The sequence below is a fragment of the Bacillus sp. LR_5 genome (assembly GCF_042709275.1).
The window spans coordinates 1-16,180 of the sequence record NZ_JAVAXX010000144.1 but is presented as its reverse complement, the minus strand read 5'-3'; the positions used below and the strand labels follow the sequence as shown (position 1 = coordinate 16,180).

Annotated in this window: 15 protein-coding genes; 1 reads left to right on the top strand and 14 read right to left on the bottom strand. The window is 44.6% G+C overall.

Going from position 1 to position 16,180, the window contains the following annotated elements; genetic code table 11:
• Positions 1 to 183: putative DNA-binding protein (locus RAC86_RS23220; protein ID WP_377886065.1), on the bottom strand; the 183-nt coding region annotated here is incomplete at its 3' end.
• 179 nt (positions 184 to 362) lie between these two features.
• Between RAC86_RS23220 and RAC86_RS23215 the strand changes: the two genes are divergently transcribed.
• Positions 363 to 848, top strand: a complete 486-nt coding sequence (locus RAC86_RS23215) for an Ig-like domain-containing protein (RefSeq protein WP_072566264.1) — start codon at positions 363 to 365, stop codon at positions 846 to 848.
• Positions 849 to 885: 37 nt separating this feature from the next.
• Here RAC86_RS23215 and ftsY read toward each other — a convergent pair whose 3' ends face one another.
• The 13 genes from ftsY to RAC86_RS23150 all read right to left on the bottom strand — a co-directional run bounded on the left by ftsY (position 886) and on the right by RAC86_RS23150 (position 15,951).
• Positions 886 to 1,875 (bottom strand): signal recognition particle-docking protein FtsY, encoded by a 990-nt coding sequence (ftsY, locus tag RAC86_RS23210; RefSeq protein ID WP_041905415.1) that lies wholly within the window; start codon positions 1,873 to 1,875, stop codon positions 886 to 888.
• 19 nt (positions 1,876 to 1,894) lie between these two features.
• Positions 1,895 to 5,455 carry a chromosome segregation protein SMC gene (gene smc, locus RAC86_RS23205; RefSeq protein WP_072566263.1) on the bottom strand — a complete coding sequence of 1,187 codons (3,561 nt, stop codon included), beginning with the start codon at positions 5,453 to 5,455 and terminating at the stop codon, positions 1,895 to 1,897.
• 101 nt (positions 5,456 to 5,556) lie between these two features.
• Entirely contained in the window at positions 5,557 to 6,306 is a 750-nt protein-coding gene (gene rncS / locus RAC86_RS23200) for a ribonuclease III (RefSeq protein WP_014113767.1), read from the bottom strand.
• A gap of 139 nt (positions 6,307 to 6,445) precedes the next feature.
• Positions 6,446 to 6,679, bottom strand: a complete 234-nt coding sequence (acpP, locus tag RAC86_RS23195) for an acyl carrier protein (RefSeq protein ID WP_003154310.1) — start codon at positions 6,677 to 6,679, stop codon at positions 6,446 to 6,448.
• 84 nt (positions 6,680 to 6,763) lie between these two features.
• Positions 6,764 to 7,504, bottom strand: a complete 741-nt coding sequence (gene fabG, locus RAC86_RS23190) for a 3-oxoacyl-[acyl-carrier-protein] reductase (RefSeq protein WP_061187450.1) — start codon at positions 7,502 to 7,504, stop codon at positions 6,764 to 6,766.
• Positions 7,497 to 8,450 carry an ACP S-malonyltransferase gene (fabD, locus tag RAC86_RS23185; RefSeq protein ID WP_072566262.1) on the bottom strand — a complete coding sequence of 318 codons (954 nt, stop codon included), beginning with the start codon at positions 8,448 to 8,450 and terminating at the stop codon, positions 7,497 to 7,499. The genes fabG and fabD overlap by 8 nt, the downstream gene beginning before the upstream one ends.
• An 18-nt stretch (positions 8,451 to 8,468) precedes the next feature.
• Positions 8,469 to 9,470, bottom strand: coding sequence for a phosphate acyltransferase PlsX (gene plsX / locus RAC86_RS23180; protein ID WP_072566261.1), 1,002 nt, complete (start codon positions 9,468 to 9,470; stop codon positions 8,469 to 8,471).
• A gap of 13 nt (positions 9,471 to 9,483) precedes the next feature.
• A complete protein-coding gene (gene fapR / locus RAC86_RS23175) occupies positions 9,484 to 10,050 on the bottom strand; it encodes a transcription factor FapR (protein WP_014113763.1) in 567 nt (188 codons plus the stop codon).
• A gap of 108 nt (positions 10,051 to 10,158) precedes the next feature.
• Positions 10,159 to 12,207 (bottom strand): ATP-dependent DNA helicase RecG, encoded by a 2,049-nt coding sequence (gene recG, locus RAC86_RS23170; RefSeq protein ID WP_072566260.1) that lies wholly within the window; start codon positions 12,205 to 12,207, stop codon positions 10,159 to 10,161.
• The gene (sdaAA, locus tag RAC86_RS23165) at positions 12,185 to 13,087 is read right to left on the bottom strand and encodes an L-serine ammonia-lyase, iron-sulfur-dependent, subunit alpha (RefSeq protein WP_072566259.1); all 903 of its coding nucleotides are present in this window, start codon (positions 13,085 to 13,087) and stop codon (positions 12,185 to 12,187) included. The genes recG and sdaAA overlap by 23 nt, the downstream gene beginning before the upstream one ends.
• 23 nt (positions 13,088 to 13,110) lie before the next feature.
• Positions 13,111 to 13,773, bottom strand: a complete 663-nt coding sequence (sdaAB, locus tag RAC86_RS23160; protein WP_019714380.1) for an L-serine ammonia-lyase, iron-sulfur-dependent subunit beta — start codon at positions 13,771 to 13,773, stop codon at positions 13,111 to 13,113.
• A gap of 138 nt (positions 13,774 to 13,911) precedes the next feature.
• On the bottom strand, positions 13,912 to 15,573 hold the full coding sequence (locus RAC86_RS23155; protein ID WP_377886064.1) for a DAK2 domain-containing protein: 1,662 nt from the start codon (positions 15,571 to 15,573) through the stop codon (positions 13,912 to 13,914).
• A gap of 15 nt (positions 15,574 to 15,588) precedes the next feature.
• On the bottom strand, positions 15,589 to 15,951 hold the full coding sequence (locus RAC86_RS23150) for an Asp23/Gls24 family envelope stress response protein (RefSeq protein WP_003221550.1): 363 nt from the start codon (positions 15,949 to 15,951) through the stop codon (positions 15,589 to 15,591).
• Positions 15,952 to 16,180 lie beyond the last annotated feature (229 nt).

Sequence of the window (16,180 nt, the reverse complement as noted above, 5' to 3'; positions counted from 1 at the left end):
CGCTTCTGTTCGTTTGATGTTATCATAAACAGCTTGTCTTGAAACCTCATATTCTTCGGCTATTTCGCCTAGGGAGAAATCGTCCAAATAATAAAGCGACATATAGCTCTTCTGTTTTGAAGTCAACAACGACTGATAAAAATCAAACAGATAGTTCATTCTCGTTGTCTTTTCGAGTGACATTTGAGCTCTCCCCTTTGTTAAGTCAAATCCCTTTACGATAACTTAGTTTACACGGTTTTATTGAGACTGTCAAGTTTTTATCTTGTCAAAGCAGCGATTACCCTTTTCCAAAATAAGCTAAATATAATCCACCTTATTCCGATATTGTATATGATCCCTATTTTAAAGGAGGATTTTTTATGAAAAAAATCAGTTTTTTGTTTATGTTGTGCTTGGCAGCCGTGTTTACAATCCTTGTCCCGGCACATCAAGCAGACGCTGCTGAGGCGCCTTATAAGGCTTCGATCACAAATATCAGCACAGATGGAGGGGTTTACGGTAAAATCAATTACGGCCAAGGTCAATTTTGGCGAGTCAAGTACAATATTACAATAAGCGGCAAATTACTCGACCAAAACGGGCAGCCGGTGCCGAACGCTCCAGTACGATTTGAAGCAGATATGAAAGTCGGAAATACAACACAAACAGCATCAGGAACAACCGATGGAAACGGAGCGTTTGAAGTTCCAATGTATTTGGGGCCAGCTGCTGGGTACTACACATATTACACATCTGTTTCCGTCCATTACTATGACATCATCCCATTCAGAGTTTATTCAGGAGATTCAAGACTGGTATCCACTGATAATAGCCTTTATCATTTCGCCTATCAAGTGAGAAGATAAAAAAAGAAAAAGGCCCCAAAATGTGAGGGCCTTTTTCTTAATCGTCGGCTTTTTCCACTAAATCTGAAAAGAGTCCGTACACATACGATTCAGGATCAAATTCCTGGAGATCATCAACTTTTTCACCTAACCCGACTAGTTTAACCGGGATTTGAAGCTCGTTGCGGATCGCGAGGACGATACCGCCTTTAGCCGTACCGTCAAGCTTTGTTAATGCAATGCCGGTAACATTTGTTGCTTTAGAGAACTCTTTTGCCTGAGCCATTGCATTTTGGCCAGTTGTGGCATCAAGGGCAAGCAGCACCTCATGCGGCGCTTCAGGCACTTCTCTTTCGATGACGCGCTTCACTTTTTCAAGCTCTTTCATCAGGTTTACTTTGTTTTGGAGACGCCCTGCCGTATCACAGATTAATACATCGGCATTTCTTGCTTTCGCAGCATGTACAGCATCGTAGATGACAGCAGCAGGATCGCTTCCGGCCGTCTGCTTAATGACTGGCACTCCCGTACGCTCTCCCCATACTTCCAGCTGTTCAATGGCTCCTGCTCTAAATGTGTCTCCAGCAGCAAGTACAACAGATTTTCCTTCTTGCTTCAGTTTATGGGCAAGCTTTCCGATTGTTGTCGTTTTGCCGACTCCATTTACACCTACCAGAAGGATTACATTTAAACGCCCATCCTGAATGTTCAACTCAGAAATTTGCTCATCTCCGCTGTTATAAATCTCGACCAGTTTCTCAGAAATAACAGATTGGACTTCCATCGGATCTTGAATATTTCTGCGTTTCACTTCTTTTTTTAGCTCATCTATTAATTCCATAACGGTTGTAAAACCGACATCCGCGCTGATGAGAACCTCTTCTAGCTCTTCGAAGAAATCCTCATCCACTTTACGGTAACGGGATACAAGATCATTCACTTTGTTTTGAAAGGAGTTTCTTGTTTTTTCAAGGCCATCCTTAAACTTTTCAGATACGGAATCTGTCTGTTTGGTGATTTTCTCTTTTAATTTTTTAAAAAAGCTCATCTTTTAACCTCTTTCCTCGTTACTGAACGAATTCTTTTGTTTCTTCCAGCTTAACTGAGATTACCTTGGAAACACCGGATTCCTGCATTGTTACGCCGTATAGCACATCCGCTTCCTCCATCGTTCCTTTTCTGTGGGTAATCACGATAAACTGGGTATCTCTGCTATATTTTTTTAAATACTGCGCAAAGCGGAACACATTCGCTTCGTCAAGCGCAGCCTCTACTTCGTCAAGGACGCAAAACGGCACAGGACGAACCTTTAAGATTGAGAATAAGAGCGCTATTGCAGTAAGCGCACGCTCTCCGCCTGACAGAAGGTTTAAGTTTTGCAATTTTTTCCCCGGCGGCTGTGCGATAATCTCGACTCCTGAGTGAAGCAGATCGTTAGGATCAGTGAGCCTAAGTTCAGCGCGCCCTCCTCCGAATAAGGAGCGGAAGACTTGATCAAAGTGTGAGCGGATTTGGACGAATGTGTCGTTAAAGCGTTTCGTCATTTCTTCATCCATTTCTTCAATCACTTGGAACAGGGTATTTTTCGCTTCTGTCAAATCTTCTTTTTGTTCTGACAGAAACTTATACCGTTCGTTGACTCTCTCAAACTCGTCTATGCTTCCGAGGTTTACGGTACCCAGCTCTTCGATTGCGAGTTTAATCAGCTTCACGCGCTTTCTTGCTTCCTCTGGATCAGTTTCAAGCTGATATTTCTCTTTTGCCCCCTCAAAGGACAGGCTGTATTCCTCCCGCAAGTACTGGAGTAAATTATCAAGCTCAACTTCCATTCGGCCGAGTTTGACTTCTTCGTCTTTTAAGAGCGTTGTTTTTTGTTTGTACAGGCGTTTCATTTCTTTCAGCTCACGCTCATATGTATCAAGCCCATGCTGAAGCTTGATACGCTGATCGCGTCTTAACGCAATGAGTTCGATCGTTTTCGTTTTGTCATTCAATTTATGTTTTGCGGCCTCTTCAAGCTTTTCTTCACCGCTGGTGCTTGATGACATCTCTGAAGTTAAGAAGCTTAAGTCCTCTTTCGCTTCTTTTAACGCAAACTCTGTTTCTGTGAGCTCTTTCTTTAATCTGGCAAGGTTGTCCTCTTCACCCTTACATGCCTGCTCTTTTTTGGCAGCTGTGATTTTCAGCTCAGTCAGCTCGTTGGAGAGAGACTCTTTTGTTGAGGATTGTGTTTGTTTTTGTTTCGTTAGTCTGTCAATATCCTCTTCAAGCTGTTTCATCTTTTCTGACACGGCAGAAAGCTCTTCTTCCAGCTTGCGTTTGCGCGTTTTCTTCTCTTCATCACTTTCTGACAGAGCAGATTTTTCTTGATCATAGAGCTCTAAATGGGTGTTGATATTTTTCTCAGCAACTTGAAGCTCGTACAGCTGCCCTTTTACATCCTGCTGCTTTAATCTTAAGCCTTCCCCGGTCTCTCTTAAGTCAGCCAGTTTTTTCTCCATATCCTGAATGGATTGCTTAAGGGTTTTGACTTCTTGTTCAAGCAGTGCTGTTTTCTCTTCCATTTCAGCGAGCCGTTTGCTCACATCTTCAAGCTCCCTGCTTCTTCCTAGCAGCGAGTTATTTTTCTTTTTAACCGCGCCGCCCGTCATTGATCCACCCGGATTCACGACATCTCCCTCAAGGGTTACGATACGGTACCGGTGCCCGAGAAGCTTCGCTAGTTCGTTTGCTCCCTTTAAATCCTCTGCGATCAGAACAGTTCCAAGAAGGTTCTGGATGATACGCCGATACGCAGAATCAAATGTGACAAGTTCACTGGCGACCCCGAGAAATGACGAGTGCTGGGCTGCTGTTTCCGCATCCCGGCTTTGAAGCTGGCGGTCTCTAATAACAGAAAGAGGCAGAAACGTCGCCCGGCCGAAGGAATTCTGTTTTAAATATTGAATCGCTTTACGGGCAGCCTGTTCATCGTCGGTCACGACATGCTGGGCAGAAGCGCCGAGCGCAATTTCAATGGCCGTTTCATACTTCTGTTCTGTTGAGATCAGCTCAAGGACCGCTCCGCGAATTCCGCCAAGGCGCTCTTTCGCTTTCAGCACTTCTTTAACACCTTGATAAAAGCCGGAGAAATCCCCCTGCATCGTCTCAAGCATGTCCTTTTTCGATCTCGCTTGCTGAACGTATTGGTACGCCTGATACAGAGCAGATTCATTTTTTTCGTATTGGCGCTTTTTCTGCTCATATTTTGCCTGCATATCACGATATGCACCGACTTGGCTGTGAATCTCCTGCTCGAGTCGGGCAAACTCCGTTTCACATGCGGCTTTTCGCGCAGAAATATCGCGCCGTTCCTGAAGATGCTTTTCATTGTTGTCCGCAAGCCTTTGCAATACAACAGCCGATTGGGACATCTGGTCATCCAGAAGCTGGAGCTCATTGCGAATCGAAGCCTGACTGTTCAACAGTTCAAAGTAATCGCTTTTCAGCTGTTCGATTTTCTCTTCGACATTTTCATTGTGAAGACTGAGAGCCTGCTGCTTTTCTTTTACCTGAGCCCTTAACTGTTTCACCTCTGCCTGAAGTGTTTCGAAGACAGCTTCCTGCTTCGCAAGCTCTTCTTTCAGCACCGTTTCTTTTTGCTGAAACTGTACAATAGCTTCTTCAAGCTGTTCTTGGTTTTGCACAGCGTTTTTCTTGCGTTCTTTCAGGACTTCTTTACGGCCTTCAAGCTTTTCCAGCTCTTCACTCGTCACCAATAAGACCTGCTGGAGCTCATTTACTGATTCATCAAGCGCTTGAATTTTGTCGCGCGTATCCTCAATCTTTGCTTCTTTGGCAGAAATCGCAGATGATTCAGCGAGCTCTTCTTCCTTCGCGAGCTGCACTTTCTCTTTAAGAGTTGACCATTTGCCATGCAGCTCTTCGATATCATAGGCAGTCAGCGCGATTTCAACATGCTCCAGCTCTTTCTTTTTTTCCAAGTAGTCTTTCGCTATTGATGCTTGAATTTTAAGAGGTTCAACCTGTCCTTCAAGTTCATGTAATATATCTTCTACCCGGTTTAAATTGTCCTGTGTCTCAAACAATTTATTTTCTGCTTTTTTCTTTCTTGTTTTATATTTAAGCACCCCGGCCGCTTCTTCAAAGATACTGCGGCGATCCTCCGCTTTGCTGCTCAGGATCTCTTCCACTTTCCCTTGGCTGATAATAGAAAATGCTTCTTTACCCAGACCAGAGTCCATAAATAAATCAATAATATCTTTTAAGCGGCACGGCTGATTGTTAATCAGAAACTCACTCTCGCCTGATCTGTATACACGTCTTGTGACACTGACCTCATGGAAGTCAATCGGCAAGAAATGATCATCATTATCAAGAGTAAGCGTAACTTCAGCTAGATTTAATCGCTTTCTCGAATCACTGCCGGCAAAAATGATGTCTTCCATTTTTCCGCCGCGAAGAGACCGTGCCGATTGTTCACCGAGAACCCAGCGAATGGCATCTGTGATGTTGCTTTTTCCGCTTCCATTTGGGCCGACAACCGCTGTCACGCCTTTTACAAAATCTACGGAAATCCGTTCTGCAAATGATTTAAATCCTATAACGTCTAAACGTTTGAGGAACATAGCGATCCTCCTTATGTAATAAGTATTCCAATTCTATCATAAAACATGGATGAAATAAGACGGCATACATACTGAAATCCCCCTTATGATTCAGGGGGATTTTATTGTCTCGTATGATGTTTTTGCAATTTAGCTAAAGCTTCCTGAGCAGCGTGCTGTTCGGCTTCTTTCTTTGAACGGCCGTTTCCGACTCCGAGTGGTTCACCTTTTAGAGATACGATGGCTTCAAATTCACGGTTGTGCGCAGGTCCTTTTTCGTTGGAGATTTTATACTCCAGAGAGCCTTTGCCGTCCCGCTGCACGTATTCCTGCAGCTGGCTTTTGAAATCCATCACATGAGAAAAAGCACCATCGTTAATTTTAGGGAACACATAAACTTTTAAGAAACTTTCGACCGGCTCTAATCCTTGGTCAAGGTACAAGGCTCCGATAAATGCCTCAAAAACATCCGCCAATAGAGCAGGACGCTTTCTTCCGCCTGTCATTTCCTCGCCTTTACCCAACAGGACAAGATCGCCGAATGACAGCTCGTGAGCCAATGAAACGAGAGACGGTTCGCAAACAATTGCGGCTCTCAATTTCGTCAAATCTCCTTCACTCATAGCCGGGTATTTGGCAAATAAGAATCTGGAGATCGTCAGTTCCAAAACAGCGTCACCTAAAAATTCAAGCCTTTCATTATCTTCATACGGCTTTTTCCGATGCTCATTCACATAAGATGAATGTGTAAATGCTTGATACAAAAGCTTTTCATTTTGAAAGTGAACCGAAATCCGTTCTTGAAACTCTTTAAATTGTTCTACTTTTTTATAGAACTTTTTTTTATCTTTATAATGTGAGTGTTTTGACATAGTAACCTCCATAGGCACATCAGGTTCACCGCGCTTCTCTGACTAAACCGGATACAGCGCGCGTAAAAGCGGCATGCTGTAATAACTGCACGAATAAAGGGCTAAAGCCCCGCGTTTCGGCGGGACTTTTAGCATCAGCTTATTGCTGGTTTTGTATGTAGTTCACAGCGTCGCCGACTGTTGCAATCTTTTCAGCATCTTCGTCAGAAATCTCCATATCAAACTCGTCTTCAAGTTCCATAACAAGCTCAACTACATCTAGGGAATCAGCACCTAAGTCTTCCTTGAAAGAAGCTTCAAGTTTGACGTCTGCTTCATCAACGCCAAGGCGATCTACGATGATTTTTGTTACACGCTCTAATGTGTCTGCCATAGCAATTCACCTCCCCTCAAGTATTATAGTGGATTCGTTTTTAAAAAACTAGAGAAACTATGATGAAATTTTTGAGAAAAAAACTTACATCACCATTCCGCCGTCAATATGAAGCGTTTGGCCAGTCATGTAACGAGCTCCCTCTGAAGCAAGGAACGTGACAACGCTGCTGACGTCACCAGGGTCGCCAAAGCGTGCGAGCGGAATTTGTTTCAGCATTTCGTCTTGAACGTCTTTTGCAAGCTTATCTGTCATATCAGTTGAGATAAATCCAGGCGCAATCGCATTTACCGTAATATTGCGGCTTGCGAGCTCTTTAGCAGAAGATTTTGTTAAACCGATCACGCCGGCTTTTGCAGCCACGTAGTTGGCTTGTCCAGGATTTCCGCTGACGCCGACGATAGATGATACGTTAATAATCCGGCCTGAACGCTGTTTCATCATTTGTCTTGTAACAGCTTTCGTGCAGTTGAAAACACCCTTCAGGTTAATGTTAATGACATCATCCCATTCATCTTCTTTCATTCTCATGATGAGATTGTCTCTTGTGATTCCGGCATTATTAACTAGAATATCAATCGTAGAAAAAACAGAAAGCGTTTCTTTTATCATGTTTTGTACATCTTCGGGATTTGATACATCCGCTTTGACAGCAATTGCTTTTCTGCCCATTGATTTGATTTCATCTACCACTTCATTTGCTTTCGCTTCATTGCCGGAGTAGTTGACGACAACGTTCGCGCCGCTTTTTGCCAGGTCAAGGGCGATTGAGCGGCCGATTCCGCGGGATGCGCCAGTGACAATAGCTGTTTTGTCATTAAGCATTTTCATTCTCCTCCTTAAGCGTTTGAATTGCCAGCTCGATCGTTTCCGGATCTGATACAGCAATTGTTTTTAAGCGTCTGTTTACTTTTTTTACAAGGCCTGAAAGCACTTTTCCGGGACCGATTTCAACAAAAGTCGTCACACCCTCTGCAATCAGCTTGTTAATGCTTTCCTCAAAACGAACCGGAGAGTAAAGCTGCTCAATGAGTTTCTCTTTGATTTCTGCTTTTTCAGTCATGACATCAGCAGAAACATTTGAGATGACCGGAACGCCAGCGTCTTTTATATCACAAGAGTCCAATACTTCTTTCAGCTTTTCAGCAGCAGGCTTCATCAGTTCGGAATGGAACGGACCGCTTACTTCAAGCGGAATGGCGCGTTTTGCACCGTTCTCTTTTGCCTGTTCAGATGCAAGCTCTACACCTTTGGCTGTTCCGGAAATAACGATTTGTCCAGGACAGTTGAGATTTGCAAGCTGTACAAGGTGGCCTTCCTCCGTGACTTTATCGGTTACTTGCTTTAATGCTTCGGCATCCATGCCAAGAATCGCAGCCATAGCTCCTTCGCCAGCCGGCACTGCTTCATTCATAAACTCTCCGCGTTTTCTGACGGTATAAACAGCATCTTTGAAAGATAGTGCGCCAGAAGCAACCAGTGCGGAATATTCACCAAGGCTGTGTCCTGCTGTGAAATTAGGTGTAATGCCTGATTCTTTAAATTTCTCAAGAACAGCAATGCTTGTCGTCAGTAAAGCAGGCTGCGCATTGTATGTAAGTGTTAACTCTTTAGCATCACCTTCAAAAATCAGTGAGCTGAGTTTTGTTTCCAATGTTTCATCCGCTTCATCGAACAGACGCTTTGCAGCAGGCACCTGCTCATAAAGCTCTTTTCCCATGCCGATAAATTGTGATCCTTGACCCGGGAATAAAAATGCAATCTTACTCATGATGTAAAAACCTCCAGACTACTCATCTGTTTTTTCTTCTTTAACTTCTTCCTGAATGAGCGCAGCCACATTTTGGCTGACCATCTCTCTTGCTTGCCGAATTGCGTGAAATACAGCATTCGAATCTGAAGAGCCGTGCGCCTTGATCACAGGCGCTTTTAAGCCGAAAAGACTTGCTCCGCCATAATTCGAATACTCCATTTTCATTTTCATTTCTTTCAACTTTGGCTTCAGCACAGCTGCTGCAAGCTTTGATGTGAGATTAGACGTCATTACTTCTCTCATCATTTTAAAAATAGATAACGCAGAACCTTCCAGCGTTTTGAGTGTAACATTCCCGGTAAAGCCGTCTGTTACTACAACATCCGCCACATCATCTAAAAGGTCTCGCGCTTCCACGTTTCCGATAAAATTGATGTTTGCTGTTTCTTTTAACATTTGAAACGTCTGCTTCGTCAGTTCGTTTCCTTTTTTATCTTCTGTTCCGACATTTAAAAGCCCGACTCTCGGTGAATTGACACCGCGCACTTGCTGAGAATAAACAGAACCCATGATGGCGTATTGAACGAGGTGCTCCGGTTTGGCATCGACATTGGCGCCGACATCAAGGAGAAGAAATCCGTCTCCTGAAACGGTCGGAAGTGTCGGGGCAAGCGCCGGGCGGTCAATCCCTTTAATTCTTCCGACGATAAACAGACCGGCTGTCATTAACGCACCGGTATTCCCTGCTGAGATGCAGGCGTCAGCTCTGTTTTCGGCAACTTCCTGCGCCATAAGGACCATAGATGAGTTCTTTTTTCTTCGCACGGCGCGGACCGGTTCATCCGTAGGCTCAATCACTTCATCTGCGTGCAGCACCGTGATGCGATCTGATGTTGTTGTTAAATGTGATTCTATCGTTGTTTTGTCACCGACAAGTGTGATATGGAGATCATCAAATGCCTCTATACCCTTTATAACTCCGTCAATAACGGCTTTGGGAGCGTGGTCTCCTCCCATTGCATCTACAGATATTCTCATGCATGCTCCACCTTTATGAATGTTTTGAACGGTACATGTCAAAATGTCCAGAAAAAACAATTTCTTCGCCGACATAGCTGTTCACTTCGACAACTGTTCTTCCTTTTTCTTTTTCGACCGCCGTCACTTTCGCTTTCGCTACGACACGTTCACCCTGCTTTACCTGTCTTGTAAAGCGGATGTCTGCACTTGCAGTCAGCGCCAGCTCGTCATCAATGACTGCAACAGCCAAGGAATTCGCCTGCGCAAATAAATGGTGGCCTCTCGCAATCTGATTCCGGCTGAACACATGCTCCTGTTTTATTTCTAAAATGGATATCGCCTGATCATCCAGCTCAAGGTCAATAATCTCTCCGATAACTTCATCAAGTGACAGGGATTTCACTTCATCTTCAAGTGTTTTCTCTGCCACGTTCTTAATTCTTTCTCTCAGCTCCGGTATGGAAAGCTCTAAGCGGTCCAAACGTATCGTCTGGATACTCACCCCAAATTTACCCGCTAATTCTTCATCTGTAATAAAGGGGGTTACTTGAATCGTCTGCTGAAGTAATTCCTGGCGTTCTCTCTTATTTCTTCTCATATCTAAACACCATCCGGACAATTAAGACTAGGTACTAATAGTAGTATATAATTTCATAGATTGGAATGCAACGATTGTTTCTGACTGAACACCAAAAACTTCTGGTGCTCAGCTTAATTTTTCCCCGTCCATTACTCCGCTCTTCAGCAATTGCTCTCTCAGCGCACCATATTCCGGCTCCTTCCAGAACGCATCAGAAGCCACAAGATTCGCAGCATCCTGCCTTGCCGTTTCAAGTGCTCTGTAATCATGAACCATGTCCGCCACCTTGAATTCAGGCATTCCGCTTTGTTTTTTCCCGAAGAAATCTCCCGGGCCTCTCAGTTCCAGATCCTTTTCAGACAACTCGAAGCCATCATTGGTCTCGGACATGATTCTCATCCGTTCTTTCCCTGTTTCTGATTTAGGATCGGCCATCAGAATACAGAAAGACTGGTGCTCGCCCCGTCCGACACGGCCGCGCAGCTGGTGAAGCTGTGACAGCCCAAAACGGTCGGCGTCATAAATCACCATGATGGTTGCATTCGGAACATTCACGCCAACCTCCACCACAGTGGTTGATACGAGAATTTGACACTGATTTGCGCTGAATTCTCTCATGACCTGATCTTTTTCATCGGAATGCAGCTTTCCGTGCATAAGGCCGACGTTCCATTTCCCCCGGAAAATCTCAGAAAGCATATTGTACACGTCAATGGCGTTTTGCACATCAAGCTTGTCTGATTCTTCAATCAGCGGGCAGATGATATAAGCCTGTCTGCCCTGCTTTAATTCTTTTTCGACAAATGCCAAAATACGGTCCAGCATATCATGCTTTACCCAATAGGTTTCGATTTGTTTTCGTCCCGCCGGCATTTCATCTATGACAGATACATCCATTTCTCCGAACACTGTGATGGCTAACGTTCTTGGGATTGGAGTGGCTGTCATAAAGAGAACATCGGGATCCTGCCCTTTGTTCCGAAGCTTTTTACGCTGCTCAACTCCAAATCGATGCTGCTCATCTGTAATGACAAGACTTAACGCCTTAAACTCCACCTCATCCTGAATTAAAGCGTGGGTTCCTACAAGAATATCAATCTCTCCCGCCTCAAGACGTTCAAGCAGTTCTTTTCGCCGCTTCCCTTTAACAGAGCTTGTCAAAAGGGCGACACTGACATCCCACTTTTCAAATAGTGAAACGAGCGAATCCGCATGCTGTTCCGCCAGAATTTCTGTCGGTACCATGAGCGCTCCCTGATATCCGGATAGGATCGCGGCATACAGCGCAATGGCGGCGACTGCCGTTTTTCCTGATCCAACGTCCCCTTGAAGAAGACGGTTCATTCTGTATGGAGAAGACATGTCTGCTGTTATTTCGCGAAGCACGCGCGACTGGGCGTTTGTGAGGGGAAACGGGAGGCTTTTGATAAATCTCATGAGTTCTTCGTTTGAAAAACGCTGCCGTATCCCTTGTGTCTGCTCTCTTTCCGCCTTTCGGAACGCCTGCATTTTCAACTGAAACAACAAAAATTCTTCGTAAACAAACCGGCGTCTGGCAAGCTTTAACGCTTCTCTTGTTTCAGGCTGGTGCATTGCTTTTAACGCCTGCTGATAGTCCGGCAGCTTATAGCGTGTTTTTAGCTTTTCCGGAAGAGGATCTAAAAGTGCATCTGCATATTGAGTCAGCGCCTGCTGAATAAAGCGTCTCATCATTTTGACGGTAACATTTTCTTTCACAGAATACACTGGTTCAATGCTCTTATCCTCTTGGTGCGGACCGTTCTTCAACTCCTGAACAGAGATGGTTTGGCGGTGCTTGTCCCATTTACCGGAGACCGTCACGACAGAACCCAGAGAAAGCTTTTTCTTCAAATAAGGCCGGTTGAAACATACGGCTGTAACTAAATAGTGGCCGACGAGAACCCTAAATGTCAGCCTGTTTCGTTTCTTTCCGTAATAGGTAAGAGAAGGCTCTGAATGAACCTTCCCTTCGACTGTAACTCTTTCATCATGCTTTACTTCTTCTAAATCCCTCAGCTCGTAGTCATCATAGCGATAAGGGAAATAATTCAGAAGATCAGAAATGTCATAAATACGGAGTTCATTCAATGTTTTTTCTGTTTCCGGCCCAATACCCTTAATGTTAGCTATACTAGTTTGCTGATGTTGTTTCACTTGAACCTAGCGCTCCTCCGAAAATTTTTTTCTCTAATTCTCTTCCTGTCGGTGTTGATGCCAAACCGCCCTGGCCTGTTTCTCTAAGTGCAGTAGGCATCGTTTGGCCAATTTTGTACATGGCATCAATAACCTCATCACATGGAATGCGGCTTGTAATGCCTGCCAATGCCATATCAGCAGCAATCATCGCATTTGATGCACCCATTGCATTCCGTTTCACGCAAGGGACTTCTACAAGCCCTGCAACAGGATCGCACACTAGGCCGAGCATATTTTTTAATGTAATGGCCATGGCCTCCGCGCTTTGTTCGGGTGTTCCCCCTGCCATTTCAACAATCGCCGCAGCTGCCATGCCTGAGGCTGATCCAACCTCTGCCTGACATCCCCCGGCGGCGCCGGAAATACTTGCGTTATTAGCCACGACAAATCCGAAAGCACCGGCTGTAAATAAAAAGCGGATCATTTGTTCTCTTGTTGGGTTCAGCTTTTCTTTTACAGCAAATAACGTGCCAGGCACCACACCGGCAGAACCTGCAGTCGGTGTCGCACAGATCGTTCCCATGGCTGCATTTACTTCATTTGTTGCAACAGCTTTCGATACAGCATCCAAAATTAGCGGGCCAGACAGGCTTTTACCTGATCGAATGTAGGCCTGTAATTTAACGGCGTCACCGCCTGTTAAGCCCGTTTGGCTCGTAACTCCCTCGAGTCCTTTCTGAACCGCAGCTTCCATAACAGTCAGATTGTGATCCATCTGCTGAAAAATTTCTTCTTTTGTTTTTTCTGTTACTTCCATCTCTTGCGCGATCATTACATCAGAGATGGATATTTGCTTTTCTTTAGTAATCTCAATTAATTCCTTTACATTACGAAACATAACTGGCTCCTCCTGACCTTTCGCTAGTCAGCAATCTTTGTCACTTGAATAATATTCGGCAGTTTCGACAGCTCGTCGAGAACGTGGTCGTCAATATTTTGATCGACCTCTATTGTCATCAGCGCGAGCTGGCCGATATCCTTTCGGGCTACTTCCATATGTCCTACGTTGATTGAAAATTTCGCCAGAACATTGGCAACACCGGCAATTGTGCCAAACTTGTCATTATGAACAACTAATATGGCCGGATGATTTCCTGACAGCCGGAGTTCAAAACCATTTAATTCTGTGATTTCAATCTTTCCTCCACCAATCGAAATACCCGTCAGCTCAAGCTCTCCCTTTTCATCAGAAATGGTGATTTTGGCTGTGTTCGGATGGACTGGGACAGCGTCTTCAACCCTAAACTCTATATCAATTCCTTTATCTTCTGCAATTTGTATAGCGGTTTTAATCCGTTCGTCGAATGTATCAAAATCAAGCAATCCGCCAATAATCGCGACATCTGTGCCGTGGCCTTTATACGTTTCCGCAAAAGAGCCATAAAAGGATACAATGATGCGCTCAGGCTCTCTGCCAAATAAACTTCTGGCCACTCTCCCGATTCTCGCCGCTCCCGCGGTATGCGAGCTAGACGGACCGATCATCACCGGGCCGATAATATCAAAAACGCTTCTGTATTTCATGCTATTCCTCCTTATGAACCAGAGCTTATAAGCGCTTTGCTTCTAGACTAATTGATCAGATATAAATTGGCAAGCGGGCGCGTTACAGCGCTGCCGCACTTAAAAGCAGACATAAGAATAGAAGGGCAAATTGCCCTTCTATTCTGCAGAAACTATATATGAATACAGCGGCTGTTTTCCGTTGTGGATCTCAACCTCAATCTCCTCGTACTTTTCACTAAGAAACGCTTCAAGCTCCTCAGCTTCTTCCTGAGACGCATCCTCACCATATAGGATGGTGACAATTTCGTCGTCTTCTCCGATCATTTCTGACAACAGCATTTTCGCGGCTGACAGCTGATCTTCAGCAGTGCCGATAATCGTTCCATTCAGAATCCCCATAAAGTCGCCTTTTTTAATGTCTTTGCCGTCAATGTGAGTATCTCTGACTGAATACGTCACCTGCCCGCTTTTCACTTGCTGAATAGCGCTGAGCATATTGCCTTCGTTCGCTTCAGCTTCTTGATCCGGATTAAATGCCAGCAGGGCTGACATCCCTTGCGGAACCGTTTTGGACGGTATGACAAAAACCTGTTCATCCATTACGCTGGCCGCTTGATTAGCCGCCATGATAATGTTGGAGTTATTTGGTAAGATAAACACCGTTTCTGCATTTAGAGATTTCACAGCCTCGACAATATCCTCAGTGCTCGGGTTCATAGTCTGTCCGCCTTCAATTACAACAGAAGCGCCGATGCTTTTGAATAAGTCAGAAATGCCTTCTCCCATCGCCACAGTTACAATGCCATACGGCTGCTTTGACGGCGGTTTTTCGGTGTCAGCAGGCTTGCTTTCTTGGCTGATGATGGGGGTATGCGGTTCTCGCATCTTGTCTATTTTAATTTTGATTAATTCACCGTAATGCTGGTCATAGTTTAATACATTTCCCGGCTCTTCAGCATGAATATGCACCTTCGCCAGTGATTCATCCGCAATAACTAACAGAGAATCACCAAACTGGCTGAGGTCTTGTCTGAACGTACCTTCGTCGAATTCTCGTTTTGTCTGATCGAGCCTTACCATCACTTCGGTACAAAAACCAAATTCAATATCTTCGGTATTCATCAGGCTTTGCGCGCTCTTATGATGCTCAGCGCTGACCATGTCATCAAGTGACGGAAGAACAGCTTTCTGAGGCACAGTTTCACCTTTTAATGAAGCAAGGAAACCTTCATACACACAAAGCAGGCCTTTGCCGCCGCTGTCGACGACTCCTACTTCCTTCAGGACAGGAAGCAATTCAGGGGTCCGGTTTAAAGACGCCTCTGCTTCTTCTGTCACTGCAGTCATTAGCATTGTGATATCGGTTTCTTTTTCTGCCAAGGTTATCGCTTTTTTCGCAGCGTCTTTTGCAACTGTTAAAATGGTGCCCTCTACAGGTTTCATGACAGCTTTATACGCCATATCAACACCTGCTTGCAGCGCAGCAGCAAACTCCAGTGCATTAATTTCTTTTTTTGTTTCAATGCTTTTACTGAATCCACGGAACAATTGGGACAGGATCACTCCTGAATTTCCGCGTGCTCCCATGAGCAGTCCTTTAGATAACGCGGAGCCCACCTTCCCGATATCATCCGTATTCATTTTCTCCACTTCTCTAGCTCCGGAAGTCATCGACAGATTCATGTTTGTTCCAGTATCGCCGTCCGGCACCGGAAACACGTTCAGCGCATCAACCGCACTCGCATTTTGAGACAGATTCTGCGCTCCCGCAAGAATCATCTCGGCAAAGGTTCTGCCGTCTAATGTTCTGATAGACAATCCTACTCCTCCTAACTACGGGTTCGTCACTCGGACACCTTGGACATAAATATTAACAGAGTCCACTTCCAGTCCGATGGTTTGATTTACTGTGTACTTTACTTTTGTTTGGACATTATGTGCCACTTCAGAAATTTTCGTGCCATAGCTGACAATGATATACATGTCAATATGTATCTGTTCTCCTTCTTGGCGAACCTGGACACCCCTGCTGAAATTCTCTTTCCGAAGGATTTCAGTCAGTCCGTCTTTAATCTGGTTTTTAGAGGCCATGCCGACAATGCCGTAACAATCAATCGCCGCGCCTCCTGCAACCATCGCAATGACTTCATTAGATATATCAATCTGTCCGTACTTCGTTCTTAATTCAATGGACACACTAGTTCCTCCTTCGAATGCATAGAGTTACAGCTATTCTACTATATGGTTTCCATTATGAAAAGAAAAGACCTGGCTATTGCTGCCCGTCCCTCTACATATACTATAGCGCCGCTGTTTCTGCAAGATGTCAAGTGAATTTTCTTGAAAGATGATGAAACAATAGTTGCAAACGTTTTTTAGCTGTGGTAAATTATTTAAAGTATCCATATCGAAAGCATCTAAGACC

Bases quoted from the DNA above. Each gene is read 5' to 3' on its own strand.
- fabG (WP_061187450.1), bottom strand. From the start codon at position 7,504: ATGCTTAATGACAAAACAGCTATTGTCACTGGCGCATCCCGCGGAATC.
- acpP (WP_003154310.1), bottom strand. From the start codon at position 6,679: ATGGCAGACACATTAGAGCGTGTAACAAAAATCATCGTAGATCGCCTT.
- plsX (WP_072566261.1), bottom strand. From the start codon at position 9,470: ATGAGAATATCTGTAGATGCAATGGGAGGAGACCACGCTCCCAAAGCC.
- fapR (WP_014113763.1), bottom strand. From the start codon at position 10,050: ATGAGAAGAAATAAGAGAGAACGCCAGGAATTACTTCAGCAGACGATT.
- rncS (WP_014113767.1), bottom strand. From the start codon at position 6,306: ATGTCAAAACACTCACATTATAAAGATAAAAAAAAGTTCTATAAAAAA.
- sdaAB (WP_019714380.1), bottom strand. From the start codon at position 13,773: ATGAAATACAGAAGCGTTTTTGATATTATCGGCCCGGTGATGATCGGT.
- RAC86_RS23215 (WP_072566264.1), top strand. From the start codon at position 363: ATGAAAAAAATCAGTTTTTTGTTTATGTTGTGCTTGGCAGCCGTGTTT.
- smc (WP_072566263.1), bottom strand. From the start codon at position 5,455: ATGTTCCTCAAACGTTTAGACGTTATAGGATTTAAATCATTTGCAGAA.
- ftsY (WP_041905415.1), bottom strand. From the start codon at position 1,875: ATGAGCTTTTTTAAAAAATTAAAAGAGAAAATCACCAAACAGACAGAT.
- sdaAA (WP_072566259.1), bottom strand. From the start codon at position 13,087: ATGTTTCGTAATGTAAAGGAATTAATTGAGATTACTAAAGAAAAGCAA.
- fabD (WP_072566262.1), bottom strand. From the start codon at position 8,450: ATGAGTAAGATTGCATTTTTATTCCCGGGTCAAGGATCACAATTTATC.